The organism is Nonomuraea sp. NPDC049750 (assembly GCF_040659625.1).
Lineage (GTDB): Bacteria > Actinomycetota > Actinomycetes > Streptosporangiales > Streptosporangiaceae > Nonomuraea.
In genome coordinates, this window is the sequence record NZ_JBFANB010000010.1 from 24,078 (window position 1) to 49,676 (window position 25,599).

23 protein-coding genes are annotated in these 25,599 nt (G+C 70.5%); 11 read left to right on the plus strand and 12 right to left on the minus strand.

What is annotated here, in order from left to right:
- Window positions 1-6 precede the first annotated feature (6 nt).
- From AB0J16_RS25705 to AB0J16_RS25730, 6 genes are all read right to left on the minus strand, one after another.
- Window positions 7-1,458: a SagB family peptide dehydrogenase gene (locus tag AB0J16_RS25705; protein WP_358543984.1), complete on the minus strand. Its 1,452-nt coding sequence runs from the start codon at window positions 1,456-1,458 to the stop codon at window positions 7-9.
- Window positions 1,455-2,483: a thiopeptide maturation pyridine synthase gene (locus AB0J16_RS25710; RefSeq protein WP_358543986.1), complete on the minus strand. Its 1,029-nt coding sequence runs from the start codon at window positions 2,481-2,483 to the stop codon at window positions 1,455-1,457. The genes AB0J16_RS25705 and AB0J16_RS25710 overlap by 4 nt, the downstream gene beginning before the upstream one ends.
- Before the next feature lie 3 nt (window positions 2,484-2,486).
- Window positions 2,487-3,494 carry a lantibiotic dehydratase C-terminal domain-containing protein gene (locus AB0J16_RS25715; protein ID WP_358543989.1) on the minus strand — a complete coding sequence of 336 codons (1,008 nt, stop codon included), beginning with the start codon at window positions 3,492-3,494 and terminating at the stop codon, window positions 2,487-2,489.
- Window positions 3,487-6,156: a lantibiotic dehydratase gene (locus tag AB0J16_RS25720; protein WP_358543992.1), complete on the minus strand. Its 2,670-nt coding sequence runs from the start codon at window positions 6,154-6,156 to the stop codon at window positions 3,487-3,489. The genes AB0J16_RS25715 and AB0J16_RS25720 overlap by 8 nt, the downstream gene beginning before the upstream one ends.
- Window positions 6,157-6,214: 58 nt before the next feature.
- Window positions 6,215-6,403, minus strand: a complete 189-nt coding sequence (locus AB0J16_RS25725; RefSeq protein ID WP_355448036.1) for a thiomuracin/GE37468 family thiazolyl RiPP peptide — start codon at window positions 6,401-6,403, stop codon at window positions 6,215-6,217.
- Between the two features lie 180 nt (window positions 6,404-6,583).
- On the minus strand, window positions 6,584-9,418 hold the full coding sequence (locus AB0J16_RS25730; protein WP_358543995.1) for a BTAD domain-containing putative transcriptional regulator: 2,835 nt from the start codon (window positions 9,416-9,418) through the stop codon (window positions 6,584-6,586).
- 225 nt (window positions 9,419-9,643) lie between these two features.
- On the opposite strand from AB0J16_RS25730, the gene AB0J16_RS25735 reads away from it, so the two are divergent.
- The 3 genes from AB0J16_RS25735 (at window position 9,644) to AB0J16_RS25745 (ending at window position 11,267) form a co-directional block, all read left to right on the plus strand.
- On the plus strand, window positions 9,644-10,159 hold the full coding sequence (locus tag AB0J16_RS25735; RefSeq protein ID WP_358543997.1) for a hypothetical protein: 516 nt from the start codon (window positions 9,644-9,646) through the stop codon (window positions 10,157-10,159).
- A 74-nt stretch (window positions 10,160-10,233) separates the two neighbouring features.
- Window positions 10,234-10,722, plus strand: coding sequence for a LacI family DNA-binding transcriptional regulator (locus tag AB0J16_RS25740; protein WP_358543999.1), 489 nt, complete (start codon window positions 10,234-10,236; stop codon window positions 10,720-10,722).
- The gene (locus AB0J16_RS25745) at window positions 10,632-11,267 is read left to right on the plus strand and encodes a substrate-binding domain-containing protein (protein WP_358544001.1); all 636 of its coding nucleotides are present in this window, start codon (window positions 10,632-10,634) and stop codon (window positions 11,265-11,267) included. The genes AB0J16_RS25740 and AB0J16_RS25745 overlap by 91 nt, the downstream gene beginning before the upstream one ends.
- Before the next feature lie 11 nt (window positions 11,268-11,278).
- Here the strand turns inward: AB0J16_RS25745 and AB0J16_RS25750 are convergent, their stop codons facing one another.
- The 5 genes from AB0J16_RS25750 to AB0J16_RS25770 form a co-directional block, all read right to left on the minus strand.
- Window positions 11,279-11,884 carry a bifunctional 4-hydroxy-2-oxoglutarate aldolase/2-dehydro-3-deoxy-phosphogluconate aldolase gene (locus AB0J16_RS25750; RefSeq protein ID WP_358544004.1) on the minus strand — a complete coding sequence of 202 codons (606 nt, stop codon included), beginning with the start codon at window positions 11,882-11,884 and terminating at the stop codon, window positions 11,279-11,281.
- Window positions 11,871-12,632 (minus strand): IclR family transcriptional regulator, encoded by a 762-nt coding sequence (locus tag AB0J16_RS25755; protein ID WP_358544006.1) that lies wholly within the window; start codon window positions 12,630-12,632, stop codon window positions 11,871-11,873. The genes AB0J16_RS25750 and AB0J16_RS25755 overlap by 14 nt, the downstream gene beginning before the upstream one ends.
- The gene (locus AB0J16_RS25760) at window positions 12,604-13,575 is read right to left on the minus strand and encodes a sugar kinase (protein ID WP_358544009.1); all 972 of its coding nucleotides are present in this window, start codon (window positions 13,573-13,575) and stop codon (window positions 12,604-12,606) included. Before AB0J16_RS25760 ends, AB0J16_RS25755 begins: the two co-directional genes overlap by 29 nt.
- Before the next feature lie 156 nt (window positions 13,576-13,731).
- The gene (locus AB0J16_RS25765; RefSeq protein ID WP_358544011.1) at window positions 13,732-14,175 is read right to left on the minus strand and encodes a beta-galactosidase; all 444 of its coding nucleotides are present in this window, start codon (window positions 14,173-14,175) and stop codon (window positions 13,732-13,734) included.
- Between the two features lie 242 nt (window positions 14,176-14,417).
- Window positions 14,418-15,254 (minus strand): NAD(P)H-binding protein, encoded by an 837-nt coding sequence (locus AB0J16_RS25770; RefSeq protein WP_358544013.1) that lies wholly within the window; start codon window positions 15,252-15,254, stop codon window positions 14,418-14,420.
- 82 nt (window positions 15,255-15,336) lie between these two features.
- On the opposite strand from AB0J16_RS25770, the gene AB0J16_RS25775 reads away from it, so the two are divergent.
- The 5 genes from AB0J16_RS25775 to AB0J16_RS25795 all read left to right on the plus strand — a co-directional run bounded on the left by AB0J16_RS25775 (window position 15,337) and on the right by AB0J16_RS25795 (window position 20,113).
- Complete coding sequence (locus AB0J16_RS25775; RefSeq protein WP_358544015.1) at window positions 15,337-16,278, plus strand: AraC family transcriptional regulator; 942 nt, start codon at window positions 15,337-15,339, stop codon at window positions 16,276-16,278.
- A 278-nt stretch (window positions 16,279-16,556) separates the two neighbouring features.
- Window positions 16,557-17,501: an alpha/beta hydrolase gene (locus AB0J16_RS25780; RefSeq protein WP_358544017.1), complete on the plus strand. Its 945-nt coding sequence runs from the start codon at window positions 16,557-16,559 to the stop codon at window positions 17,499-17,501.
- A gap of 120 nt (window positions 17,502-17,621) precedes the next feature.
- On the plus strand, window positions 17,622-18,653 hold the full coding sequence (locus tag AB0J16_RS25785; RefSeq protein ID WP_358544019.1) for a hypothetical protein: 1,032 nt from the start codon (window positions 17,622-17,624) through the stop codon (window positions 18,651-18,653).
- Between the two features lie 91 nt (window positions 18,654-18,744).
- Window positions 18,745-19,029 (plus strand): hypothetical protein, encoded by a 285-nt coding sequence (locus tag AB0J16_RS25790; RefSeq protein ID WP_358544021.1) that lies wholly within the window; start codon window positions 18,745-18,747, stop codon window positions 19,027-19,029.
- A gap of 49 nt (window positions 19,030-19,078) precedes the next feature.
- Window positions 19,079-20,113, plus strand: a complete 1,035-nt coding sequence (locus tag AB0J16_RS25795; RefSeq protein ID WP_358544023.1) for an LLM class flavin-dependent oxidoreductase — start codon at window positions 19,079-19,081, stop codon at window positions 20,111-20,113.
- Window positions 20,114-20,164: 51 nt separating this feature from the next.
- Here AB0J16_RS25795 and AB0J16_RS25800 read toward each other — a convergent pair whose 3' ends face one another.
- Entirely contained in the window at window positions 20,165-20,542 is a 378-nt protein-coding gene (locus AB0J16_RS25800) for a hypothetical protein (protein ID WP_358544026.1), read from the minus strand.
- A 162-nt stretch (window positions 20,543-20,704) separates the two neighbouring features.
- Between AB0J16_RS25800 and AB0J16_RS25805 the strand changes: the two genes are divergently transcribed.
- Genes AB0J16_RS25805 through AB0J16_RS25815 form a run of 3 tightly spaced genes read left to right on the plus strand, consistent with a single transcriptional unit; the run spans window position 20,705 to window position 25,461 of the window.
- The gene (locus tag AB0J16_RS25805) at window positions 20,705-20,878 is read left to right on the plus strand and encodes a hypothetical protein (protein WP_358544028.1); all 174 of its coding nucleotides are present in this window, start codon (window positions 20,705-20,707) and stop codon (window positions 20,876-20,878) included.
- Window positions 20,875-21,171, plus strand: a complete 297-nt coding sequence (locus tag AB0J16_RS25810) for a hypothetical protein (protein ID WP_358544030.1) — start codon at window positions 20,875-20,877, stop codon at window positions 21,169-21,171. The genes AB0J16_RS25805 and AB0J16_RS25810 overlap by 4 nt, the downstream gene beginning before the upstream one ends.
- A 6-nt stretch (window positions 21,172-21,177) precedes the next feature.
- Window positions 21,178-25,461, plus strand: a complete 4,284-nt coding sequence (locus AB0J16_RS25815) for a hypothetical protein (RefSeq protein ID WP_358544032.1) — start codon at window positions 21,178-21,180, stop codon at window positions 25,459-25,461.
- Window positions 25,462-25,599: the final 138 nt, after the last annotated feature.

Genomic DNA, 25,599 nt, shown 5'->3' on the forward strand with positions numbered 1-25,599 from the left:
GTTCGTTTACTCCTGTTCCTCGTCGGCGGCCGGTTCCTCGTCAGCGGCCGGGCTCGGCCGGCTCCCGAGCATGAACTCACCCACGCTGGCCTCGACCGCCGGATCTGCTCCCGTGGCCTCGTTGAAGGCCGGCGCGTCACCTCCGCCAAGACCGGAGGCGGCCAGCCCCATCGCGGTCGCGACCAGGTACATGGTTTGGAAGAGCACCCCGACATGCTTGAGAATCAGGGCGTACGGCATCTCCTCGTACGTCCACATCACCCGCCCGAACCTGGCCGACACCACGATCAGGACCTGCGGCCACGTGGTGGTGGCCGCCGCCCGGCTCGCGGTCGAGAGCAGCCGCCCGACCGCCGGGCCGGGGTCGCGGACGAGGCGCAACCGGTGCTCGTGCGCGTCGTAGTGGTACATGCCTGGCGCCAGGCCCGCGACATTCCGGACGACCGGGTACAACTCCAGCTCGTCGACCCCGCCGCCGGCGGGACGGGGCGTGTCGACGTACTCCACGCCCTCCCACACGTTGACCTGGCGTACCCGGGCACATCGGTAGAGCAGTTCCGCGAGCTGATCGACCGTGATCGGGCGGTCGTCGTCGTGCTCGCGGATCGAGCGCCGCTCCTCGATGGCGTCGGTCAGCCCGAGGTCGCGCACGCGGATCTCGTCCAGGTCCGGTACCCGCAGGTCGATCGCGGGTCCCGGATAGGGTTCCCGGCGCGCGGGGAGCGGCGGGAACTGCCCTTGCCCCCATTTGGTACGGCCGAATCCGGCGTCGAAGTAGCCGCCGTTCCCGTTGCGGCTGCGCGAGTGGAACCACAGGTCGTGCGGTCGCCACTGGCGCAGGCGCCACTCCGACTCCGCGTCGCTCCCGGCGGGGATCGCGATGCCGGTCCAGCGCAGATCCCGCAGCAGCCTGGCGATCAGCTCTTCGGGCAGCGGGCCCTTCAATGTGGCGGTCGAGAGCGGCCGCGCCATCTCCGTGAGCATGGCCGCGACTTCCGGGTCATGGATCAGCACCTGCGCCCACGAGGTCGGCGCCTCGGCGAGGATGTCCTCCCCCTCGCGCCGGAATACCGCGAAACCGGACAGCTTCACTTCGTGGTCGATGTCCTTCTCCACAACGTCCTGCTCCACGTCGGGGTCGGGCGCTCGGACGGGCTGCACGGTGTACAGCTGCCTGCCGAGATGGCTCAGCGTGGTCGTCACCCATCCCCCGCTCCGCAGGGCCCCGAGGAATTCCGGGTCGGACGCGCCGATCGCCGTCAGCTCCGACGGCGGGCACGGCCCCTCGGCCAGGCGACGCAGTACGGCCCGACCGCCCGCGCCCACCGGCCCGAACGAGGCCACCCTCCGCCACAGATCATGACGGAACAGGTGCAGCTCGCCGTTCGCGCCTGTCGCGCTGTAGACCCCCGGCCGCAGCCGCAGATGTTCCTCGTACGCCGGAGCCTCGCCGCTCATGATCCACTTCCTTCCAGGTACGCCTCCACGGTGTTGGCGAGCAGATGACACAGCAGAAAGCGCTCGACCGGAACGAGGCCGAGCCGGGTCATGTGCAGATAAGTGAGGTTGAGCATCAGCCTGTACAAAAGGAACTCGGGCGCGTCCCGGATCTCCGCCCACACCGGATCGGCGTAACCCGCCCGGTGAAAGGGACTCGACTCGGCCAGCTTCGACTCCTGCTCGGCGCTGACGGTCGGCACGACGAACGCGCCCTGTTCGAGGAGCCGCGCCCCCCGCCGTTGATACGGGACGAGTGCGGCCTCCCAGTCCGCCAGCAGCGCGGCGTCAACGTCGTCGCCGCCGAGCACCGCCCGCAGCTGGGCGAGGAGGGTCAGGTGGTGTTCGCGGTAGTAGCCGTCCCACATCGGCCTCATCCCGCGCGCTTCGGGAAAGGTCGACAGGAACGCCTCGGCGTGGGACCTGAAGGTGAAGTATCCCTGGGAGATGTCTGTGCCCGACAGGCGGTGCGCCGTCGCCACCATCAGCTTGAACGCCAGCTGCCGCCGTCGCGCGCCGCCCCCGGCCTCGGTCATCGCGAAGGCGAGGTCGGTGGTGTCGGCGTAGAAATCCGCCACGAGGTCGGCCATGTGCGGACCGCCCAGCACCTCCGTCCGGTCGTCGTACTCGGCGACGCGGAGGGTGTTGTCGGGGAACCACGGCGTCAGGGGGCCGGTTTCCCGTTCCAGCTCGGCCAGCCGCTGATGCGCGGAGAGCTCCAGCTGGGGGTCGAGCGGCAGCGATGAGGGGTGCTCGGCCAGGCAGCCGCCGATGATCTTTTCCGCGGCCGGCCGCACCACGTGCGTGAAGGTGTCGTGGTCGGTGTGGAAGTTGAGCCGCAGATGCGGTCCCTGGCGCCAGTGCCGGGTGTAGGAGAGCCCTGCCACCTGCCCGGCCAGCTCACGAAAGAGCGGGCGTACTCCGTGCAGGATCAACGGATCCTTGTCGTGGTCGTAGTAGCGGACGTGAATGCTGTTCCAGCGCACGGACTATCTCCCCTCCCCCGCGAGCACGGCCACCGCGTCCGCGCACAGCAGCCGGACGGCCCCCTCTTCCTGCACGGTCACGCCCAGCCGGTTGCAGACCAGGTGGGCGCAGATGTCGAGAACGGTGAGGACCTGCCGCGTCTTGACCGCGCCCTCCCCCTCCCAGCCTCGGGGCGGCGGCTCGAACCGGCCGGCGCCGGCCTCGGCGGCCAGCGCGTCACGGAGCGTGGACACCGATCGGGCCCAATCCGCCAGGGAGCCCGGCCCGGAGACGTGCTCCAGGTGCGTGGCGAGCCCTCTCATCCGGCGAGCGAGGCCGATGACGCGATCACGCTGGCGCCCTGTCGGTTGCGCGGTCGGTTGGGTGAAGCCAGCCTCAGTCGCGCCACCGGGCCGCTCGGCCGCGGATACGTCGCCGCGCCGGTCCTGGTCGACGCTGACCCACGGCGCCAGCCGGGCCACGTCCCGTTCACCGCAGAACCAGGTGAGCAGGATCATCGCGGCTCCCGCGGTGGTGCGGTCCGCCGGCCGCAGGCCGTCGCGCAGCAGGCCGAGGGCGATGCGGCTGGACTCCGCGAAGTGCCGCTCCACCGCCTCCATCGAGGCCCCGGTGCCGTAGCGGTCGTGTTCACGCCGGTACGGGATGAACGCCACGGAGTTGTTCGGAAAGAGCCGCTCGGTATGGCCGGGAAGTCCCTCCCACTGCGCCAGGGCCTCGCCTATGCCGGCATAGTCCCGCTGGCTCATGGAGCGATCCGCCGGGTTCTCGGCGAGATACTTCTCGAACCGCTCCGCGATGACCCGTTCCACCTCGGCCCGGTGCGCGGGGTCGGCAGGCAGCGCGCGGAAGCGCAGGTGCGGCCCCCCGTCCCAGTACCTCAGGAAGAACGTGGCCTCCGCGAGACCGCTGCCGGCCAGCTCGGCGATCAGCGGACCGGCCGCGTTCGTCAGCAGCGGGTCCAGGTTCTCGTGATAGAAGACGTGGGCGCTGACCCAGTCCGATTCATGCATGCCGGCCGTCCTGGTCAGAGATCTCGATGAGAAATTCGGTGACGCTGGGGTCATCGGGGTCCGGTCCCAGCGCGTCCTCGAAGTCGGGCAGCACCTCGTCGAAGATCACCATCGGCCCCGAACTCGCCAGCATCTTCTCGAAGGCCGCGACCAGGAACCAGTTGGCGAAGTCGACGTAGACGGGCTTGCGGGATTTGTCGAAAATCCACTGTGTCCAGTCCCCCGTCCCCTCGCCCGCGCCCCCGTCCGGGCGGGCGAAGCGGACGAAGGATCGCACCGGGATGTCGTGCTCGTGCAGCCACGACGCCAGGCGCAGCAGATAGGCGGCGTCGGTCTCGCCCTTGGCCCGTTCCGGAAGCGTCTCCTTCGGCACGATCCAGCGGGCGCGCTGGATCACCACGCCGCCGATCTCCACCCGGGGATAGGCCACCAACGACGAGGGGAGGTCCAGATCGGCCGGATCCGCCAGCAGCGGGATGCTGGGATGCACGTAGTGCGTCTCTCCCGAGACCTGGATCAGCAGGCGAGCCGCCGGTGGGAGCAGCAGGTCGGACATCATGCCCAGATGCAGTGCGGACAGATCGGCGCCCAGCCGCTCCGAGACCACCTTGAGCAGGCCGCCGCGCGGATCGAGGACCACCCCGAGGTCTCCCAGCGGGATGCGCTCCTCCGTGGGACGGCTGCTGACCGCGAACGGATAGTCGATCTCGTACGCCACGTGCGGCACCCGTCTGTTCAACGCCGAGGCGGCCACTCCGCCCAGTTCGGCGAGCACCCGGCCGCTCGGCCGGTGCTCCGTGGCCTGGCTCTCGCCCGTCGCCTCCGCCATCAGGGCCAGCACCCGGCTCCGTCCACGGCCGTAACCGGTGTGCGCCGCGTTGAGCACCAGGCCGATCCCGCCGTGACCGGGCACGACCTGCACGTAGCAGGCGAGGGAACGCGGCGGGACCACCCATGACGGCCAGTCGTCCGTCAGCTTCCTGATCAGCTCCGCGGGGACGCTCACGACACCGTCCCGCTCCGGCTGGGCGAGCACCGCCTGACGTGCCTCCCGCTGGATCGCGGCCAGCTCCCGCAGCCGCGGGAGCGGGCTCTCGGACAGAGCGCCGCCCGCCCCCATGGACGGGCCCATCAGCCGGGCGACCTCGCGCGCCGCGTCGCTCGGCTCGGCGGACTCGCCGTCCTGGGCGAGCACCTCCTGGAGCGCTCGGTGCAGGACGAGGAGGGGTACGTGGGCATCCGGGCCGAAGCGCTCGGAAAACCAGGCGCCGAGGGCGATCCGGAATGGCAGCGTCAGGTCGAAGGCGCCCAGCCAGCGCCGTACGACGTCCAGATCCTCCAGAGCCGGGCGCCATGCCGCCGACCCGGCCTCCGCCACCGGATCCGTGAAGACGGCGTTCTCGCGGAAGGTGTGCCGGCCCTGCCCGTCGAGCGCGGCCGGCTCGAAGCCGAGCGGTTCCGCCAGGTCGGTGAGCGCGGTTTCCAGTTCGTGCTGCCGCTTCCAGTGGCCCTCGACGTCGTCCACGACCACGGGCAGCCGCGCCTGCCGACGTACCCGCCGCAACGCCTGGACGACGTCCGCGAACTCGGCTCCCCCATGGTCGGCGACCCATTCGGCCAGGTCGCCCAGCGGATCGGCCGATTGGTCGGCGACGGGGTGCTGCTCCTCCAGGAGCCCGGCCCGCACCAACGCCTGGAGGAACGCCTCGACCGGGGACTCGTCGGCGGCGCCGCCCGCCAGGCGGGAGCGGAGCTCGGCCCGCGTGGATCCCGGGCGGCGCGCCGCCAGGTTCAGGCATGCCTCGACCGCGGCGGTGGCCGGCAGGGTCACGATGGGTTCCTCGGTGGAGCGCCCGATGAAGCTGACGGTTCCGTCCCGGAAGGTCGCGCTCGGGTTGACCCGCAGGGCCAGGTGCCGGGCCAGGCGTGGATCGCGGGTGAGCGTCTCGCCGATCCGCTGGAGGAGGAAGGTGTGGATCTCGAGCACTCCATGAACCTCGGCGGGAGTGAACCGCACGGGTGACTCGCCGTCCGCCCACGTCCCCGTGCCACTGGCCATGAAGGTGCCGTACGGGCTCGTCTTGGCGGCCGCTCTCGCCAGGTACTTCGCCAGCCGGGCCATGGACTGCCTGCGCGGTCGCCGCCGCGGGTCCGCCAGCCACTTGGCCAGTTCGCCGAACAGGGCCGGGCTGGCCTGGGACAGTGCCCGGCGGAAGCCCGGATGACCGGCCACGTCACGCAGGACGAGCTCCTTCTCCCGCAGCTCGGCGGCGAACACGTCGTCGAGCGCGCGTCGCCCCTCATCCAGGCGGTGCCTGGTGACGATCCAGGATTCGATCGCGTCGCCGATCTCGGCGGGGACGAGCGCGGCGACACGCGCGTTCCATTCGGTGTCGCGGGGCAGTCGTCGCTGGTGCAGCGCCCGGCGCAGGCCGACCAGCGCCGGCTTGGCCGTGCCGGGGTCCAGCGCTCCGATCAGGGGATACAGTGCCTGCGCCAACGCCTCGCCGTCGCGCCGTAACGTGGCCGCCTGCCGGGCCAGCTCTTCCGCCCGGCCGTACGCGCTGTCCAGGCGCAGTCGCGACAACGCCGCCACCGGCACACCCGCGACCCGCACCACGACAGACGACTCCACGTGGGCGCCGCTCGTTAAGATCACCATTTCCTCCGGAAGCGCCAGAGCCGGGCCGCCCGCGCCACGCCGACGGCCCGGCCGGGAATCAGCTGCTGCTCGAGCTCGTCGACGACGTCGAGGTGCTGCAGACGCTCGGGCAGAGGACGGACGCGCCGTTCTCCGCCATCCCGTGCCCCGCGGTCAGCGACTCGATGGCGAGGCCGCTGTCGGCGAGGTCGAAAACGTCCATCGGCAGGTTCTTGAGGTCGAAGTCGAGCTTCTGGGAAACGCTCATTCTCTTTTCAGCCTTTCTGTGGAGAAAATCGCAGGACCCATAGCCGCGAATAATCCGCCAGGAAAACATGCGGCTAGTGGCTTCCGACAGAAGGCTAATCCCGACGCACGGAGAACCGCCTTTCGCCGACCTGTCACCGACCTGTCGGCGCGCTGAAACGCTCCTTGGAAAAGGCCGCTCTCACCGGGTGGACGCGAGAACGGCCTCGATGTCGTGGGCTCGCGGGTCCGCCAGCCCGGTCATCAGGTCCAGCGCCGTCCGCAGGATGCCGCGGGCCAGCACGTCGTGTCCGGCCCCGTTGAGCGCGTGGCCGAGATCGGCGAGGGTGATCGCCTCCCAGCGCTGGTTCCTCGTACGGCGGAACAGGTCGATGGACTGGCGGAAGGCGCGGACGGCCTCGCGGGTGTCGCCCGTCATGACATAGGCGCGGGCCAGGTGGCGCAGGCACATCGCGTCGGAGGCGTACTCCCTGAGCCGCAGGTTGATCCGGTGCGCCTGCTTGAACGCCTTGACCGCGCATCGGTAATGGCCGGCCACGGTCTGCGCGATTCCGATGTTGTCCAGGGCCAGGGCGATGCCACGGGGATATTCGTTGCGCACGTGCAGATCCAGCGCGCGCATCAAATGCCGCTGGGCCTTTCCGTATTCGCCGGCCTCGCCATATGTCATGCCGAGATTGCACAGCGCCATGGCCTCGCCGTACGGGCTCTTGCTCCGCTTGAAATGAATGAGCGCCTCGCGGAAATGTCGCTCCGCCAGATCGACGTCACCCCTGTCGGAGTAGATGCAGCCCACGGAGTTGAGGGTGTAGGCCTCGCCGATGGGCTCGCTCGCGGCCCGAGCCGCGCGTACCGCCGACTTCAGGCTGTCCAGGCCGTCGGACCACGGGATGCGCGCGTCGTAGAAGCTGGTCATGGCCATGGTCGTACGCCATGAGTAGTGCGCCCACCCGTTCGTCGCCGCCCACGACATCACCGCCCGGAGGGAGTCGTATTCCAGCTCCAGCCAGGCCATCGCCTCGTCGGCGTCGGCGAACGCGAGCGGGCGCCGGCGCGGCCGCATCGGCGCGAGGAAGTCGCGGCGGCGGTAGGGCACCAGGTGCCGGTCGGCGCTGACGGCGGCGAAGAGGTAGTGATCGAGGAAGCGCCGTACGGCGGCCTGCCGCTCGCCGGGCGGCATGTGCAGCCGCGCCTGATCGACGGCGTACAACCGGATCAGGTCATGCAGCTGGTAGCGGCAGGGGCGGCGCTGTTCGAGCAGATGGGCCGCCACGAGCTGGTCCAGGCCCCGCTTGACCTCGGCGGGCGGAAGGTCGACCAGCGCCTCGACCGTCTCCAGCGCGATGTCACTGGCGGGGTGCAGGCCGAGCGCGTGGAACGTGGCGGCCGCCGCCGGGCTGAGCGCTCCGTAGGACCAGGACAGAACGGCGCGCAGGTCGATGTTCGGATCGTTCTCGCCGGTTCCCAGGTTGTCGAGGCGGGCCTTCTCGTCCGCCAGGCCGTCGACGACCTCGGCGAGCGTGGCGGCGCGCTGCGCGCGTTCGGCGATGATGGCCAGCGCGAGGGGCAGATGGTCGCACAGCTCGACCAGCCGGGAGGCCGCCGCGGGCTCGCGGGCGACCCGGGCGGGGCCGACGGCCGCCGCCAGCAGCTCGACGGCCTGGGCTTCCGGCATCGCGCCCAGCGTGACACGGTGCGCGCCGTCACGGATGGACAGAGACCGTAGCTGGTCGCGGCTGGTCACGATGACCAGGCCGCTGGCGCCCGGCAGGAGCGGGCGCACCTGGTCGGCGTTGCGGGCGTTGTCCAGCAGGATGAGCGCGTGCCGGTCGGCGAGGATGGTACGCAGCAACGCGCACCGCTCGTCCACGTCGACGGGGATGGCGTCGCTCTCCACGCCGAGACCGCGCAGCAGGCTCTCCGCCGCGGCGGCGGGGGTCATCGGCTCGCTCGGCCCGTAGCCGCGCAGGTTGAGGTAGAGCTGGGCGTCGGGGTAGTCATGGGCGACTCGGTGGGCCCAGTGCGCGGCCAGCGTCGTCTTGCCGGTCCCGGGAGCGCCGTCGATGGTCACGATGATCGGGGCGTTCGTGCCCGCACCGTTCCGGCCTGATGCCGCCACGCCTGAGGGCAGCCGGTCCAGTGCCGCCACACCTGAGCGCAGCCGGTCCAAGGCCGCCAGTTCCTCCTCCCGGCCGGTGAAGCGGGCGATGCCGTGGGGCAACTGCCGGGGGCTCGGCGTCCTTCGCCGGACGGCCGTGCTGACCGGGTGGTCGTCGGTGTCGCCCAGGAGCACCGTCTGGTGCAGCTGGACCAGCTCTTCGCTCGGGTCCAGGCCGAGCTCCTCGCGCAGCACCGTACGTACGCGCTGGTAGGCGCTCAACGCCTCCGCCCGCCTGCCGCTGCGGTGCAGCGCGGTGATCAGGCGCGTCCACAGCGGCTCGCGGGTCGGGTAACGCTTGGTCAGCTCCGTCAGCTCGGCGATGAGGCGCCCTGGCGGCTCGCTGGCCAGCTCCAGGTCGATCCGGCGCTCGGTGGCGCCGAACCACTCCTCGGTCAGGAGGGGTATCACCTCGTGTTCCAGCCAGGGGCCACTGGCGTTGCCGAAGGGCTGACCGCGCCACAACCGCAGCGACTCGCGTAACAGGGCCATCTCCTCCTGCGCGGAGCCGGCGTCGTCGGCGCGGCGCACGAGGCCGCGGAACCGGTGCAGGTCCACCGCGTCGGGCTCGACCTGGAGCTGGTAGCCGTCCGGCTCGGTCTGGATGAGGTCCGCCCCGATCAGCCGCCGCAGCCTGGTGACATAGGTGTGCACCGCGCCGCGCGGCCAGCCCGGCCCCTCGCCCGGCCACAGCCGCTCGGCGAGCGTGGGCGTCGAGACCGACTGGCCGACCGACAGCAGCAACGACGCGAGGACCGTCCGCAGTTGCCCGACGGGCACCGCCACCGCGCCCTGACCGACCCGCACCTCCCAGGGCCCCAGGACGCCGAAACTGACATCGCCGCCATGTGCTTCCACAGCCGTTCCGGATGACGCGCCTGCCAATGCCTGACCTCCCACGGGGACGAGCTACGGACCGTGTTGCCGGGATTTGCCGGGATATGGATGGTGGATAAACGGCAGTTGCCGCCCTCCCTGTCAATCTAAGCCAAGACGGGCGGCTGCGTGCTTAAACTTCTGTTGAAGCTTTGCGGGCGGCCTATGATGTGGGTGTTGTGGCCGGTACGCCCCATGAGGAGGTTCGTGAGCGGCGAACGCCTGGAAGAGATCGTCGAGCGGTTCGAGATCACGCACCCGTTCGACATCGTGGAGTTCACCCACCAGGTGGCGCGGGCCCGGGAGCGCCGCATCGAGCTCAGGCCCGTCGACACCGCCGCGGACGGCCCCAGCGGCATGTGGCTGGCCACCGACACGGTCGACTACATCTGCTATGAGCAGCGGACCAGCCGCTCCCATCAGGAACACATCATCCTGCACGAACTAGGCCACATGCTGTGCGAGCACGCGTCGGCACCGATCGCCCCCGACGACCTGCTGCGCATCCTGCTGCCGACGCTCGACCCGGCCATGGTCCGCTCGGTGCTCGGCCGGACGACATACTCCGAGCCGCAGGAACACGAGGCCGAGCGGTTCGCGATGCTGGTGCTGCGACAAGCCGGCCGTCTTCCCACGATGCGCAGGCCGCCGCTCTCGGCCGAGGCGGCCGGGATCCATGACCGTATCCAGGCGGCACTGGCCCCACGCACCAGGCCATCCTGACGTCCGCAGGACTTGGCGAGAAGGGATACCCCATGGTCGCGCCCGAGCGACGACGACGAGTGACCATTTCCGACGTGGCGAAACACGCCGGGGTCTCCAAAGCGGCGGTCTCGAAGGTCATCCGCAACGACTACGGGGTCAGCGAGGCCATGCGCGACCGCGTCCAGCGGGCCATCGAGGAGCTGGGCTACCGGCCCCAGGCCGCCGCGCGAGCGCTGCGTGGACGGGCGTACACCATCGGCGTGCTCCTGCGGCACATCGGGATCCCGTTCTACGCCGAGATCATGAGCGGCCTGGTGGAGCACCTCGCGGAGTCCGGCTATCAGGCCATCATGATCCAGGGCGGCACCCAGGACAAGACCGAGGAACGAGCGATCGACGCCCTGATAGATCGGCAGGTGGACGGCATCCTCATGATCGCTCCGCTCGCCAGGCGCACCCGGCTGGAGCAGGTCGCCCGCGAGATCCCACCGTGGTGCTCGGCAGGCACGACCGGTCGCCGGCGTACGACTCGATCGTCGATGACGACCGGACCGGCTCCGAGCTCGTCATGGAGCACCTGATCGCACTCGGCCACCGGCGCATCGGGCACATCACCTTCCAGCAGGACCAGCGGCGGCCCGCCGACCAGGTGCCGCACATCAGGGCCGAGAGCTACGAGCGCGTGATGCGTGATCACGGCCTGGCCGAGGAGATCGCCGTGGTCGCGACCTCATATTCCGAGGAGGGCGGCCATCGCGGCGCCTACGAGTTGCTGAGCCGGTCGCCACGCCCCACCGCGATCTTCGCGGGCTCCGACGAGGCGGCTCTCGGCGTCCTCGCCGCCCTCCATGAGGTCGCTCTCTCCGTCCCCGGCGATGTCTCCGTCGCCGGCTACGACAACACCCGGCTGGCCGCCCATCCCAACATCGCGCTGACCACGGTCGATCAGGACGGAGCGGTCATGGGCCGTATGGCGGGACGGCTGCTGCTGGAGCGCATCGAAGGCCGCACGGCGGCGGTGCACTTCTCCGTCACGCCGACCTTGGTCGTCCGCCGCTCCACCGCGCCTCCTGGCGGCCCGGCCCAGGACTCGGCATCCGCATCCGGTCATGGGTCACGCCCCTAGAGGCTCGGCGGTCAACCATCCGTCACCTTGCGCAGCCGTTCCAGGGCGTCCGGGTCGTTCAGCGCCGAGCCCATGGCGACACCCCGGCATCCGGCCGCGAGGAAGGCGGCGGCGTTGGACGCGTCGATGCCCCCCGTCGCGACGAAGCCGACTCCGGGGAACGGCGCTAGCTGCGCCTTGATCCAATCGGCGCCGAGCTGCGCCGCGGGGAACGCCTTCAGCCAGGTGAAGCCGCGGGCCAGCGCGGCGGCGATCTCCGTGGAGGTGGCCACACCCGGCAGGTGCGGTAGTCCGAGCCGCAGCGATTCCGTCGCGACCTCGGGATGCAGTCCGGGCGCGACCGTGAAGGCGGCGCCCAGCTCGCTGACGGCCGCCAGCTGCTCTGCCGTGGTCACCGTGCCCGCGCCGACGCTCTTCCCGTTCGCCCTGGCCGCGTCCAGCGCCGCGCGCAGCGACGGGTACGCGTCGGCCGTCTGCACGGGCACCTCGATGAGCTCGATGCCGGACTCCCAGGCGCGCTCGCACATCCGCACGGTGGCCTGAGGGTCGAGGTTGCGGAAGATGCCGAGGACCGGGTTGCGGTCGAGGTGGCTGCCGAAGAACTCAGCGGCGTCCATGTTGGTCTCCTGTCCAGCCCAGGGTCTTGGAGATCTCGTGGGCCGCGTCGCGGTATTGGTCGATGTGCGCGCGCAGCTCTTCCAGCGGCGCGACCGCTCGAAGAGCGGTGATGGAGATGCCGTGGGTGACCTTGCCGCGGGCGTCGAACACCGGCAGGGCCACGCAGTTGATGTAGTCCTCGTGCTCGCCGTCGTCCTCGGCCCAGCCCCGTCCCCTGGCGCGGGCGAGGTCGGCCTCAAGGTCTTCGGCGGTGGTGATGGTCGTGGGGGTGAAGCGGGTGAAGGTGGCGTGCGCGAGGACGCGCGCCCGGGTCTTGTCGTCCTGATAGGCGAGGATGATCTTCGCGACGGCCGCGCTGTGGAGCTGGGCGGGCAGCCCGATGCGCGAGCCCATCGCTACGCTGCCCCGGCCGTCGATCTTGTCGACGTAGACGACCTGGTCTCCGGCCAGCTCGCCGAGGTGGACCGTGTGGCCATACCTCTCGCTCAGCTCGTGCAGGATCGGGTGTGCGAGGGAACGGGCCTCCACCTGATCGAGGGCCAGTTGGCCGAGCGCGATGAGCTGGAAGCCCATGCCGTACATGCTGCCGGGGACGCGCCGCACGAAACCGCCCTCCTCCAGCGTCTGCAGCAGCCGCAGCGCGGTCGACTTGTGCACGCCCAGGTGCTCGGCGATCTCACCGAGCGAGCGATGCCGTACGGAGACGAACCCGATGATGTCAATGGCACGGGCGACGGTCTGCGACAAGGTGGTGCCCTCCTTCCGCTTCCGCGAGCAGCGAGACGACCTCGTCAGCGGGGGGAAGATCGGCCAGGTCGGCCGGGGACATCAGCACCCGGGAGGCCGCGTAGTGCCCCAGACGCAGCCGCGTGACCTCGTCGCGGCCGTCCAGGAACCCGCTCAGCCACCCGGCCGCGAACGCGTCACCCGCGCCGACCGCGTCGATGACCTCGACCGGCAGGGACGGCGCCCGGTGCACCCCCGTCGGAGTGAAGCCGACCGCCTCGATCGCGGCGTCCTTGACGATCAGGTACGTGGGCCCGCCGAGCAGCGCGCGCACGCTTTCGGCGTCCGTGGTGCCCCACAGGGCCGCCGCCTCGTCGCGGCCGACGAAGACGATGTCGGCCCGCTGCGCCAGCTCCAGCAGCACCGACGCGGCGTCGGCGCCGTCCCACAGGCGCGGCCGGTGGTTGACGTCGAAGCTCACCACGGACGGCCGCAGCGGCCGATCGAACACGATGTGCCTGGTCAGCTCCAGGCACTGCGGGGAGATCGCCGCGGTGATGCCGGAGATGTGCGTCACCCTCGCCGGCCGCGCGGCCCAGCGCGCGACGTCGGCGACGGTCATGACCGAGGCGGCCGAGCCGCGCCGGTAGTAGTAGACGGAGGTGCCCGAAGTGGTCGGGTCCTTGAAGTAAACGGCGGTGGGCCGCTCGTCGTCGCGATGGACGAGGCCGACGTCCACGCCGCGGGCGCGGAGCGAGTCGACCACGAGGTCGCCGAGCGGATCGCGGCCGACCGCGCCGGCCCAGGCCGTGGTGTGGCCGAGCTGGGCGAGCAGTGCGGCGACATTGGACTCCGCGCCGCCGGGGCGCAGGATGAAGCTGCTGTCCGCGTCGAGGCGGCCGCCGGCGGTCGGGGTGACCATCACCATGGTCTCGCCGATCGCGAGCACGTCTGCGGGTCTCATCGGCCGGTCATCCCTCATAGGCGCTGGAGTCGAAGTACATTGCGGGCTTGTTGCAATATATGCAATGACTGTGTTTCATTTGCAATGATAGTCGATGCTTCCGCCTACCACGGGTCGGGGGACCTCGAAGGAGAGGTCATCGGCGGCAGCGGGCGCTCACTTCGTCTCCAGCACGGTGCGCATGTCCACCGCGAGCACCCAGTCAGGGAATCCCCCGTAGCGAGACTCACCGTGACCCCACGGGCCGATCCGTACGACCACGTCCAGCCCGAGCTCCGCACACGTCATCACAAACCGGCGCAGGTCACGGTCGCCCGTCCAGTCGAACACACCGCGCCGCTCCTCGTGCAGGTTCCAGAACACATAGGTGGAGACAGCCGTCACTCCCCCTGCCCGCACCTTGAGCAGCTCCTCCCGCCACTCGCCCGCTGGATAACGGCCGTAGTGGAACTCGCCCATGACCGGAAACCACGGCCTGCCCCCACGGGTCAGGTGGCGCGAGTTCACCTCGATCGCGTCGGGCCCGTGCGCCGGATCGCCAAGACGCAGATGACCCCGCAGGGGCCGGGCCAACTCGCCCGGCACACTCAGTCGCCGCACAGCTGGAGCCTTCCTCGCCACTCATAACCCGCGACACGTCCGCTCGTAACCGCGACATGTCCGCTCGTACCCCGCGACATGTCCGCCTATCACTCGCGACATGTTCGCTCATCGCCTGCGGCACGTCTCGCGCGGCTCCCCTTCCAGGGCCACCGTCACGCCGGGTTCGGTGGGCACCATGTCAACGCGGCGCCCACCGGACTCCGCGTGACATGGTGCCCACCACCATGGTCGGCGCTCGATCAGTTCCAGGGACCGGCCGCGGCGGTTTCGGTGACGTAGTCCTCGAAGGGCCTGGGCCGGCGACCGAGGGCTCGTTCCACATCGCCGGAGACCTCGGCGCCCCGGCCGTCGCGGATGGCGACCAGGACGCCGGCGAGCAGCCGCGCGACCTCGGGCGGAACGCCGAAGGAGACCTGACGCTCGACGAAGACTTCGGGCGCGATGTCGACGTACCGGACCGTGCGCCCGGCGGCCTTGCCGATCAGGTCCGCCGCCTCACCGAAGCCGATCGCCCGCGGGCCGGTCAGCTGGTAGATCTGGCCGTTGTGGCGGTCTTCCGTCAGCGCCGCCGCGGCGACCGCGGCGATGTCCTCGGCGTCGATGAACGGAACGCGGCCGTCGCCGGTGGGCAGGGCCAGGGTTCCCGCCATGACCCCTGGCAGCCAGGGACCTTCGCTGAAGTTCTGCGCGAACCAGTCCGGCCGCAGGATGGTCCAGTTCACACCGGAGCCGCGCACGGCCTGCTCCGCCGCCTTGAGGGGATGATCGTCGATCTGGTCGGCGCCGGAGGCGGTCAGCAGCACCAGCCGCCGTACACCCGCGGCGACCGCTTCGGACACGAACCTGGGGATGCGCTCCCGGCCCTCGGCGCCGGTCTGCAGGCTGGGCTCCATGACGTAGGCCGCGGTGATGCCGTCGAGCGCGGGTGCCCACGTCGCCGGGTCGCCCAGGTCGAGGCGGATGTCACCGGTGGCGCGTGACGCTGTGCGTACCGGCTGGCCGGCGTCCCGGAGGCGCTGGGCGATGCGGCGGCCGGTCTTCCCGTTGCCGCCGCCCAAGATAAGGATGTTCGTCATGTGCCTAGCGAACTCTAGGGAGGCCAAGACGGTCCATGGGAGAAAGTCGGGGATACCTTTGTGATCGTCTACGGTGGGCCTCATGGACGTCCTGAGCGATCTGCTGCATCGGGCCCGCGCCGGCAACGCGACGATCAGGCAGCTGATCCAGCGGCCACCGTGGTCACTGACCTTCGCCGACGCTCCTCCGCTCACGATCGTGGCCACGCTCGGCGGCCACGCGTCGGTCCGCCTCGACGAGACCGATGCCGCACCGGCACTCCTGTCCGCGGGCGACCTCGCCCTCATCAGCGGCACCGGTCGTCACACGATCGCCGACGACCCGTCCACCCCGCCCCAGGTCATGCTGTACCAGGGCAGGAAACAGCTTCTCGACGGGAGCGAAGTGCCGCCTGGAGCCCAGCGGAGGCTGGCTCCCCGCACCTACGGCGACGGTCTGCCCGGGGCCACGACCATGATCCGGGGCGGCTACGACCTCTATGGCGACGTGGGCGACCGCCTGCTGACCATGCTCCCGCCGCTCGCGGTCATCCCCGCCGGTCCCCGTACCCGGGCAGCGCTGGATCTGCTCGCCGCCGAGATCGCCCGCGAGGAGCCCGGTCAGGACGCCGTCCTGGGCCGGCTGCTGGATCTGGTGCTCGTACTGGCGCTGCGGGCCTGGTGCGCCACCCCGCAGGCGGCATCCCCCGCCTGGTATCGGGCCCTGACCGTGCCCGCCATCGGCGACGCGCTGCGTCTGCTCCACGAGGATCCCGCGCACCGGTGGACGGTCGCCGGGCTGGCCGCCAAGGTCGGCATGTCCCGCGCCGCCTTCGCCGCCCGCTTCACCGACCTGGTCGGCGAACCCCCGCTCACCTATCTCACCGGCTGGCGGATGACCTTGGCGTCGGACCTGCTGCGCGACACCGACATGAGCATCGCCGCGGCGGCCCGTGCGGTCGGGTACGAGGACCCGTTCGCCTTCAGTGTGGCCTTCAAGCGCGCCCGCGGCGTCAGCCCGTCTCTCTGGCGCCGAGCGCGCTGATCCCAATCGACCTCCCTGGCACCGAACGCGCCGATCCCGAATCGACGCGGGCATGGTATCCCGAGCGGCTTTGCCGAAGTGGCAACACGATTCGCGGCGACCCCACGGTCTCCCGGATGATTCCCGCGAAAGCCGCCGGCCGGTGGTGGCACTCGGCCGGGCAGGATCGAAAGTCGTGGAAGATCGATGGTGCGACCGCTTCGGACACGAAGCCCACAAGCCTTGGAGGATCGATGATGCCACCCGCTTCAGTCACGGAGCTCACACATCGGCTGGTCATGACGCGCGCCGGCCGCGTCCACCTGGTGGAGCAGGGCTCCGGGCCGCTGGTGCTCTTGGTGCACGGCTTTCCTGAGTCCTGGTATTCCTGGCGCCACCAGCTGTCGGCGCTGGCCGCGGCCGGCTATCGGGCCGTCGCGATCGATGTACGTGGCTATGGCCGCTCCTCCAAGCCCGCGGACATAGCCGCGTACCGGATGCTCGACCTGGTCGAGGACAACGTCGACGTGGTGCACGCCCTGGGCGAGCGGACGGCGGTGATCGTGGGCCACGACTGGGGCGCGCCCATCGCCGCCAACTCCGCCCTGGTCAGGCCGGACGTCTTCCGCGCGGTCGGGCTGCTCAGCGTGCCGTACACCCCGCGCGGCGGGCCGCGGCCCAGCGAGATGTTCGCGCGCATGGGCGGGGAGGAGGAGTTCTATGTCGGCTACTTCCAGGCGCCCGGCCGGGCCGAGGCCGAGATCGAGCCCGACGTCCGCGGCTGGCTCGCCGGCCTCTACGCCGCCCTGTCCGCCGACACCATGCCGCCCGCTGACGCCCCCCATCCGCTTCTCGTCTCCCGGGGCGGGACGCTGCGCGAGCGCTTCCCCACCGATCGGCTGCCCGCCTGGCTCAGTGAGGACGACCTCGACGTCTACGCCGCGGAGTTCGAGCGGACCGGCATGAGCGGGGCGCTCAACCGCTACCGGAACATGGACCGGGACTGGGAAGACCTCGCCGGCTTCGACGGCGCCCCCATCCCCCAGCCGTCCCTGTTCATCGGCGGCGCGCTGGACGCCTCCACCGCCACCTGGCTGGCCGGCGCCATCAAGGCGTTCCCGACGACCCTGCCGGGCCTGGTCTCCTCACACATCCTCGACGGCTGCGGTCACTGGGTCCAGCAGGAACGCACCGCGGAGGTCAACGAGATCCTGACCGGCTGGCTCGCCGGTCTGCCGGCCTGAAGCCGCGGACCGGGAGTTCCAACAATCGTGACTTACGGCTATGAACATAAGTCAAACAGTGAGGTATGGGAGGACCGCATGGGCAAGAATCGGTAAAGACCGTATTCAAGGAGGTTTTCCGTGCGCGCAGTTCTCACCGCCGTGCTCGCGACGCTCACCATGTTGGCCACCGTGGCCAGTTCGGCCAGCGCCGCACCATCCCAGTCATCCTTGCCCGGCGGGAAGGCCAACTTTGTGGTCTCGCAGGGCTTCCTGCGCGCCGGGTCCACTCAGAACTGGGTGCGTCTGGGTACGTACCAGTTCAAGGCCGGCGGCACCGTCAGCGCGAACACCTACCTCTGGTGGCAGCGCAACCCCGAGGGCAGGCAGAAAACCGGTGTCGTCCCGGATTCGAGCTGCGCGACCAAGGCGGGCGGCTCCAGCACCCGCGTACGCGCCTGCGACGTACTGACCGCCGCCGGCTTCACCGGCGCTCCGGACGAATCCCGGACGGGGACGTACACCGTGGCGGGCGACGTACTGAGCATCAGGTGGAAGATCGCCCAGACCTGGACCGAGAAGTGGCGCGTGAAGCTGTCGCCTGACGGCAAGCTCGCCCAGCTGCAGTTCGCCGGCAGCAGCCTGGCCACCAACGGATACGGCTACGGGAGCAACGCCTCGCTCACCACTCGCCGCGCGATGAGCTCCGTGCGAGCCTTCTCCGGAACGCTCAAGCAGGACCTGGTCTCCTGGGCGGGCAACCACATCGTGAAGTCGGACGGCCAGGTCTTCAAGCAGTCCTCCTTCCGCAACTGCGCCACGACGACCTGGTGCCTGACGTACCTGCAGCCGTCGTCCCCGGGCGCCTGCCAGAAGTCCGGCGGTTGCCCCAACGTCGGCGGCGGCACCAAGGCGAACGTCAGCTCCATCCAGTACTACCTCGTCAAGGTCTCCAACCGCGATCGCCGCGACACCCTGTGGCACTGGTGCACCTGCCTGGCCATGGAAGCCAAGCAGTTCTGCTACTCGGGCAACTCCCACATCAAGCCGCTTGAGCAGATCATCGACGACAGCGGCGCCTTCCGTGGCTGGGTGGGCGCCGAGGCGTCCTTCTACTCCGGGGTCAGGACCAAGGACATGATGGCCGTGTTCCGCGTGTCCGACTTCCGCTGACGCGTGCGCGCCGGTGGCGCTCGGCCCCCGCCCAGGGGTCGGCGCCACCGACGCCCCGGCGCTATCGCGGAGCATCCCCACCCGACGCCGGGTGGGTGCGACCAAGGCCACCTTCCTTATCAATCGCCACCCGCCGCTCGATGACGGCGGACGAGCCGGCCGTGTGCGTCATCAACAAGACGACATCCAGATCGAGCGGACTTCCTCCGACGCCATCCGTCTCAGCAACCCGTCGAAGAACGGGACGACCATTGACCCCGGCGACAGCGCGATGGTGAACGGGGTGATCCGTGACGCCTACATCACCGGCTCCGGCGCGCGGGCGTCTCGCCCGGAGCGGCCCGACAACGGCGACCCGGTGGCGCGGACGCGCTGAGCCCGCGGCTATTCTCCGCTGCCAGGAATGACGAGGAGGAGGAACCACCGTGCCGCTACCCACGCGACCGCTGCGCAAGCTGGGTTTCCTGACGATCGGGCTGTTCGACGGGGACGACCCGCGCCCCGGCCACGAGTCGACGCTGCGGATCATCGAGCTGGGCGAGCGGCTGGGCTTCGACAGCGCGTGGGTGCGCCACCGTCACCTCCAGTACGGCATCTCCTCCCCCGTCGCCGTCCTGGCGGCGGCCTCCCAGCGCACCACCCGTATCGAGCTGGGCACCGCGGTCATCCCCCTCGGCTGGGAGAACCCGCTGCGGCTCGCCGAAGACCTGGCCACGGTGGACATCCTGGCCGGCGGCCGGCTCAACCCGGGCGTCAGCGTCGGCCCGCCGCTCCACTACGACCAGGTCAAGGACGCGCTCCACCCCGGCACCGCCGACCAGGAGGACTTCAGCTACGAACGGGTGCGGCGGCTGCTGTCCTTCGTCCGCGGCGAGCCGGCCACCGACTTCAGCGGCGTCGAGGGCTTCGAGGTCTTCTCCGATCGGGTCCAGCCCCACTCGCCCGGCCTGGGCGCCCGCATGTGGTACGGCGGCGCCAGCCTCCGCTCGGCCGCCTGGGCGGGTGAGCACGCCATGAACTTCCTGACCAGCAGCGTCGTGAAGGCGGAGGAGTCGGAGGACTTCGCCGAGATCCAGCTCTCCCACGTACGGGCGTTCCGCGCGCGGCACCCCGACGGCGAGCGGGCCCGCGTCTCCCAGGGCCTGGTCGTCATCCCCACGGACACGGCCACGCCGGAGCAGCGAGCCAGGTATCAGGCGTACGCCGACAAGCGCATGCCCCGCACCGCCACGCCGCAGGGGCCGGCCCGCATGATGTTCGCACCCGACCTCGTGGGCAGTTCGGCCGAGATCGCCGAGCGGCTGTACGCGCACGCCGCCTTCCGGGAGATCGACGAGGTGGCGTTCGCGCTGCCGTTCACCTTCGAGCATGAGGACTACGTGCAGATCCTCACCGACATGGCCACCCGGCTGGGCCCCGAACTCGGCTGGCGACCCGCCGTGGACCGCAGCCCGGAGTGAGGCTCGGGGCCGCGGTTCTCTCGGATTCGGTGGGAGGCTCATGACTCCGTGTCAGGCACTGACCTTCAATTGATGGACGCGCTGCTTCGACAGGCCCATGACACGTGCCGTGTCCGGCTCCGACCAGTGGCTCGTGAGAGCCTTCGCGGTCTTGACGGCCAGCTCCGCGGCGCGCTTGGCGTGGGGTTCGGCCAACTCCCGTTCATGACTGTTTTCGGCCACCAGCACGGCCACGTCCTCAGGCAAGTCGAAGACGAACTCCACGCCAGGGGTGTTCTCCGGCCAAGCCCATGCGTGGATCTCCGCCAAATCACGCTCCAGCTGCGACAAGGAGCCGGCCACACCGACTCCCTCCGTCTCCCCGGTGGGACAACGCGACACCCACCGCTCGTTCTCGCAGGTGATGACATAGATGATCGTCTTGCTCATCGGCTCATCCTTCAGCCGTGGCACCTGCAGCGGCCACTATCGCTGCCACCTCGGCAAGCTGGCGGTGGCCCTGCTCGCGCCGCCACGTCTTGAAGCCCGCTTCGGAATCGGGCACGATCCACTGGTTCGAGCAACCGGGAGTGCGCCCTGTAGATTCGAGGCATGAGCGCGGAAGACCGGCGGCCTCCGCTCTTCGAGGTCCTCCCGGACCAGGACGAGCGGCCTGAGCCGATCACTATGCACACCTCGGACGGCACCCTGAGCGTGGCGGCCGATCTGACCGCCGAGGAGTTCGAGCTCCTCGACGAGCTTCGGCGGGCGGCGGCCAAGGAATGACGGTCTCCGGTTACAACGCGCGGCCGCACGGCATCCGTCAGCACGGGAGGGCTTCCGCCGAGGAGGCCGAGCGCATCCGGGGCATCCTGCACGACGTACGCGAGGCGTTCGCGGCGGCAGGGCGGCCGATGGGGCATGACCAGTACGGCGCCCAGATGGAGAAGGATTTCCCCGGCATGCGCGACGGCGTCATCAACGCCTTCAACGACCACATCGACCGGCTTGAGGGCGTCGGCGACGATATACAGGTGACGGCTGCGAACTACCAGGTCGCAGAGCACCCCGGGACCTGACGGGCGGTGCTGCTCGACGGGGAGATACCCGGCTGGATGCGGCCGTGGATCGGCTGGGCCGTCGGCATGGACTGGCCCGAGGGCGACGAGTCCAAGCTGTTCACGCTGGCCGACGCGCTGGCGGATGCGGCCTACCGGGTCGCGGAGGGCAGTGGCGTCCCCGTTCCCGATCGAGACATCTGGGACGGCGAAGCGCTCCAGGCCTTCGTCGGGAACGCCTCGCTCAAGGTCGGCGAAAGCGAGGCCAACCTGCTGAAGCGCCTCGCGGGGATGGCGATGGCGCTGAACGACCTCGGCGTGCAGGTCCAGTACACCAAGCGGCTGATCAAGCTGTCGATCGCGTTCCTGATCTTCCAGCTGTGGACACTGGTGCCGGTCATCGCGAACCCGGCCACGGCCGGGACCGGGCTGGCGGCCGCGGGGTGGCGCGCCCGCTTCACCCGCGCGATCGTCAGGCAGCTGGCCAAGCGGCTGCTGTTCAACATCGGGCTGTTCGGCGGCCTGATGCTCGCGATGGACCTGGGTGTGCAGGCCGGCCAGGAGCGGCGCGACAAGATCGACTGGGGCCAGGCGCTGACCTCGCTGGGCACCGGCGCGCTGAACGGCGTGTTCCTGACCGGAGCGACCTGGCTCGCGCCGCCGCGAACGTTGCTGGGCTTCATGCTCGCCTCCGGCGCGGCGGGTGGCATGACCGACGCGACCCTGCAGGCGTTCGATGACGAGCCGTTCGACCTGGAACGGCTGCTCAAGGGCGTCTCCTCCGGCGCCATCGGCGCCGCGGACGCGCACTGGGCCAGCTGGAACCCACACCTCGGCAGATCAGGCGGCGACGGCCCGCCGCTCCCCGACACCCGCGGAGGCCCCGATCCCCACGGAGGCCCGGACCCTCGCGGAGGCTCCGACACCTACGGAGGCCGGGACCCTCGCGGAGGCCCCGACACCCTGCCGCCCGACCCGCGTCAGCCGCTCGATCCGCGGCACTCGTCCGACCCGCGACACGCTGAGCCCTTCTCCGCGGACAGGTCCGACGCGACCGACCTGGCCGGGTGGCGCCACGGTGCCGAGGATCCGGCGCTCTCAGGCGGACTCGATCCCGCCGGTTCCCGCCACGACCCGGTTCCGCGCCCCGGAGAGGCGGCCGCGCAGCGTCAGCAGTTCCTCACCCGCCACTTCAGGGAGGAGACCTGGTCCGGCCTGTGGTTCCGTAACCGGGAAAGCACCGACATGAGCGTCACGGGCGACATGAGACGCCGCCCGCCGCTGCCCGGCCACGTGGACATCGGCATCCGCGCCAGCTCCGACGGCTTCCTGGTCGGCGGCTTCCGCCGGCTGCCCGCCGACGTACCACCCGCTCTGCGCGAACTCGTACCGGGCCGCGGCATCCACATCGACGCCGCCGACCTGGCGAGCGTGCTGCGCGAGGACCGGCGGCTGACGGCCCAGCCGGACGCCGCGCTGCGGATGTTCGGGCCGCACGCCCGCCATGACGCCCTGCTGCTGCAGGACCTGGCCGACCGTACGGGCCGCGTCGTGGTCGCCGCCGACAACGGCATGCCGTACGGCACCGCCCAGGGGTATCGCGGCCCGTTAGAAGGCCGCTGGCAGCGCTTCGAGCCGCAGGTCACCGATGCCCCGCGCGCCGAGCCCCGCGGCCGGATCGAGAGCATGCTCAACTGGGGCCAGGACCGGTCGGCCGGCAACCCGCCGCGGCCCCAGTCCGAGTTCAGTCAGGCAGCCGCCAAAGGGACGAAGGGCCCGTGGGAGCCCGCCGGTATCGACAGCGCCAGGGTCACGCTCTCCGACGGCTCGCTCGCCATGCGCATCGACTTCCCCACCCGGGAGGCCAGAGACGCCAAGGTGCTGGTCGCCTCGCTCGGCGAGGAGTTCGGACTCAAGATGCCCTCGGTCCACCCCATCGGAGACACCCGGCTGCTGCTCGAATGGGTGTACGGCGATCCGAACCACATGAGCTGGATCGGCGAGGAGTGGAACCTGCCCGGCACCGTGGCCACTCGCGACGGCGTCCTGGCCGGGCTGCTCGGCGCCCTGTTCAAGGACGACCCCGTTCTGCTGGACGCGCTGGGCGGCGAGGCCGCCCTCATGCCGCGGCCCGCCATGGCCAAGCTGATGAGCCGGCTGTTCATCCGCGAGGTGGGCACCCTCCCGGAGGGGTGGGCGGCCAATCCGCTCTCGCCGGCGGACGTCGTCAGGATCCAGCGCAAAGTGAGAATGCTGGGGCTCGACTTCGCGGACGCGGGTCTGGCGGAGTCGCACCGGCGGATCACCGCCTCCCTGCGGATGATCGCGGACAACGCGGTCGGCACCGACTCCATCTTCAAGGTCCGTCCCGACGAGACCCTGCCCGAGATCACCACGCGGCAGCTCAACGACCGGGCCGAGCGGCTCGCCGAGCTGGCCGCCGACCTCAGGGACACCACCCCGCCAGGCGCGGGACGCCCCCTTGTGGACCCCGTACAGCGGCTGGTGGACAACCTCGACGACATCGTGGCCACGCGCGAATCCGATCTGGGGCGCGTCGTCACGTTCGGCGACGGATCGCAGGCACTGGCACTGACCGGCAGGGCCGCCGCCGACGCGCTGGAGTCCGCGCTGGCCCGGCGTGCGCTCGGTCTGGACGGCCCCGCGGTCCACCGGGCGAGCGATGGCACCGTGTACCAGACGCACGGCAGCGACCGGCTCCGCGCCGCCCTGGCCACCGGCATCCGCGAGAGCGACGTGGTGTCGCTGACCGGGAACAGGGCGGAGGTGGTGACGTTCAACGACGGAACCAGGGCCCTGCGTCACGAGTTCTCCACCATCGCCGAGGCGGACGAGTTCGAGGGGCGCGCCCATGCGGCGCACGCCACCATGGATGGCGTACAAGGCGTCTACCGGGCCGCGCCCACCGTCGTGTACGAGCACCGCATCAGCCCGTGGCACTGGAACGACGAGACGCGCGCCGTGCCGGCGTCCCTGCGGCACGAACTGAACAGGCGGGCGCTGCACGCCTGGATCACCCCCACGGACCTGTCCACAACGCATTCGATGGGCAACCCGCGCATGGAACACCTCGTGCCGGGCCAGGCGCTGCTCACCGAGGCCGACAGCGCCGCGCTCCGCGCCAGGTTCGAGGCGCTGCGACCGGAGTACGAGAGGTACGGCCTCACCGACCGGTACCAGAAGCACCTCGACCTGATCAACCAGGTGGCCCCGGACGCTCCGCTCGATCTCGGCCCGCTGCACGACCACTCGCCGCTGGTCCCCGACTTCCGGGAGACGCCGTGGCGGCCGCCCGGCAATCAGGTTCCCGCTCTGCCCCACCTCCTGGAGGGCGTCAACCTGCGCCAGGTGAACGAACTGGCCGTCGGGCGCGCGGACGACCCCGCACTTGTCCCCTCGGCCGAGGCGATGCTCGACAGGGCCGACGCCGAACTCGCCGCCAGGGCGACCACGTCGGGCCACGTCTCCGCCCGCGTTCCCGCGGACTGGCTGCCGCGCGCCGTCCGGCCGGGCGAGGAGGTCGTCTTCCACGGGCTCCTGGAGGGCGTCGACGATCCCGGCAAGCTGGGCGATCTGCCGGACAGCGTCCGGTTGACGATCAGAGCGAGCGAGTACGCCGACGTCGAGGACCTGTCGGGCAAGCCCGCCCACGCGCTGTTCAGGTCCGGGGTCAGGCTGAAGGTGCTGGCCGTGCAGGAGTCGTTCGGTGAGCGGCACCTCCTGGCCATCCAGGTCCCCCAGGGCCGCAGCGCCGACTCGATGGCGCTGCGGCTGCCGCGGATGAAACCGCCGCTCACCGCCGAGCTGAACCACCATCTCAAGCGGCACGTCGAGGAGACCGACGCGGGTGTCTGGCTGCGCGACCTCGACCACCCGCACGACGCCGGCCTGGCCTCCTCCGCACGCAAGGTGCGGCGCATCGACGGTGCCCTCTACGTGGACGGGCACGGCTCGGAGCGGGGAAACAAGATCGGCGACCAGACCCTGGACGCGGCGCAGGTCTCGGACCTCCTCCTGAACCTGCCGAAGCTGAAGCCGAGCGACGTCATCCTGCTGGCCAACTGCGACATCGGAACCGGCGGCCATCCCCTGAACGTCGCCCGGCGGACCGGCCACGTCGTGATCGCCGCCGACTCGGCGATCATCGTCACGAAGGAGGGCCACATGCGCGCGGTCTCCCCCGAGTCCGGCCACCTGGGCGGCCGCGGCCAGTTTCGCATCTACCTGCCGAGCGACCCCATCTCCGGCCGGACGTACGACACGATCAACGCCTGGTTCCAGGCGCCCTGACGATGGGGACGTACCGGCGCCAAGGGATCAGCCCCGGCGCCGCGCAATATCGGCGTGGGTTCTCCTAGTCCCTCGGCGATTACTGTTCGCAATCGCGCGATTACCTGGCACCCTGTGGCCATGGCGTGGTGGCAAGAG